At 26.6% G+C, this 2815-nt stretch carries 1 pseudogene; it reads left to right on the forward strand.

The features are described 5' to 3' along the window. Nucleotides 1-115: 115 nt before the first annotated feature. Nucleotides 116-2815: pseudogene (locus tag BGI41_RS07560) on the forward strand (hypothetical protein); the annotation flags it as partial.

Here is a 2815-nt window from a genome sequence, read left to right on the forward strand (position 1 = left end):
AATTATATTTTTTTAAATTATATTTTAATTTATATAGGTTTTTTTGAATTTATTAAAATTATTTTTATAATTTTTAAGATATACTTTTTATAATTTTAAGGAGGATTTTGTATATATGAAAAAGAATAATTTATTTATTTTTGTTCTTTGTTTAGTAGCTCTTTTCTGTTTAGTTGGCTCTATTAGTGCTGCTGATGTAGATAATAGTACTAGTTTTGATAGTTCTGTTTCTGATGTTGATGTTAGTGCTGTTGATGTAGATAATAATGTTGTTACTAATAATGTTATTAGTTCTAATGATGAGCTTTCTGATAGTCAAAGAGAAGTAGTTGCTAAAGATAGTTTTAGTTCTAGTTCTGGAACTAATGTAAATGCAAATAATTGGAAAGAATTATATAATCAATGTAATTTTAATAAGGATAAAGTTATTACATTAACTGGTAATGAATATGTTCCTACTAATGTTATTAAATTTATGGGGAATATTACTATTATTGGTACTAATAGTAGTTATATTACTGGTAATTTTGAGGGTACTCCTTTTGTTTGTGGTAATTCTGATTTTAATATTAATTTTATTAATGTTCGTTTTGTTAATATGAATGTTGAAAATCTCATGCAATTAAAGGGTACTAATAATTTAGAAAATTGTAGTTTTATTAATATTACTACTGGTACTGGTCATAATTCTGTGATTTATAATAATCAAGGAAATATGGATATTATAAATTGTAATTTTGTTAATTGTTCTACTGGTTATGGTGTTGTAACTAATTATGGTACTGCTGTTGTTTTAAATGTTGATAAATCTAAATTTATTAATAATACTGCTAGTGTAGAACCTGGTGCAATTAATAATTGTGGAGTTTTATATGTAAATAATTCTGAATTTATTAATAATATTGCTAAATGGTGGGCAGGTGCAATTCACACACATTATAGTTCACAAACTATTATAAATAATTCTAATTTTACTAATAATAATGCTGGATGGAATGGTGGAGCATTATATACTTATAGTGTATTAAAAGTTTATAATTCTCTTTTCAATGATAATACTTGTAATACTAGTTCTGGTGGTGGTGCTATAGGTGCATCTAACTGGTGGATGGGTAATTATGATATTATTGTAGATAATTGTACTTTTAAAGGTAATATCAACCGTTGTAATGGTGGATCTGGAGGAGCTATCACTGCAATGAATAGTGGTGCATTAAATGTTCATGATTCTACATTTGTTTCTAATGTTGCTGATAATGGTCAAGCAATAGCAGCATATAGTAAATCATTTGAAAATATTACTGCAGGTATTCCAAATCTTAAGGTTTATAATAATACTTTTATTAATCATACTTTAACTAGTTCTGATACTGTAAGTATTAGTGGAAATTATACTTTTGAAAATCACCCTGTTATTGTTAGTAACTTAAAATCTTTTGATACAAATATTCTTAAAGATGATGAATATTCTGTATATTACTTTAATATTTCTTCTAATATTCCTAATGCAGATGGTAAAAGTTGGGAAACAGCATATGGTCAAGATACTGACGATGAGGGATATGCTACTTTAAGGGACGATTATGAACCTGCGATTATTTATTTAGCTGATGGAACTTATTCTTCATCAATAAACGCTATATCTAATACTGTTAATAAAACTTTAATTGGACAAGGACCAAATACTATATGGGCACTTTTTAATACAGATATGTGGAAAAATCGTAATATTTCTCATAATTATATTAATATGACATTTATTGAAGCTTATTTTATAAATAATTGTAATTTTGTTAATTGTACTTTTAGGGATGGTACTATTCATTTATCTACTGATGTCAAAGATAGTATCCCATATCCAGAATATGGCCTCAGGTGGACTCGTGTTTATAATTTTGAAAATTGTGTTTTTAAAAATATAACTAAAATTGATTTGTGGAGTTATAGTTATGCGAATTTTACTAATTGTACTTTTGATGATATAAGTGCTGATTCAATTATTAATACTATTGGTCAATTTTTACCTGAGGATGGTGTTTATTTCAATAATTGTAAATTTAGTAATATTAATGTTAATGGTATAGTTAAAGCTCCTGTTGATAGTATAGATTATATTGATATTAAAAATTGTAAATATGATTTTGATGTTAATACTAATATAGTTAAAAGTGAAGATAATACTCAAGAATATATTAATGCTACTGTTCTTCCTAAAGTTGATTCTGTTGTTGGTATTGATTCTGATGATGATGGTAATGTTATTATTAGTTTAACTGCTGTTAATGGTACTGCTATTTCTGATGCTAATTTAACTTATTCTGTTAATGGTGTTGAGCATAATGTAACTACTGATGCTAATGGTACTGTTACTGTTTCTGGTTTATCTGGTAAAAATCTTTTTGTTGTTAATTTTGCAGGTAATGAGAATTATACTGAATCTAATCTTTCTACTAATATAATTATAGCAACTAAAGCTCCTATAAGGGCGGCTACTAATATTGTTTCTAGTGATTTTACTCAAACTGCTGTTGACTTCTATAATGGTGAACGTGGTAGGTACTTTAGTGTTGTTCTTAAAGATTCTGAAGGTAATGTTTTAGCTGGTAAACCTGTTAGTATTGGTTTTAATGGAGTAGTTTATAATCTTGTTACTGATGCAAATGGTGTTGCAAAACTCCAAATTAACCTTGCATGGTCTGGAATTTACACTTTCGCTATTGCATTTTTAGGTGATGATAATTATAAAGGTAGTTTTGTTGTAAATAAAATTACTATTAATAGTAAAGCTACAACTATTACTGTCGGTGGTCTTAGT

It is taken from the genome of Methanobrevibacter sp. 87.7 (genome assembly GCF_002208625.1).
In the GTDB taxonomy this organism is placed as follows: Archaea; Methanobacteriota; Methanobacteria; order Methanobacteriales; family Methanobacteriaceae; genus Methanarmilla.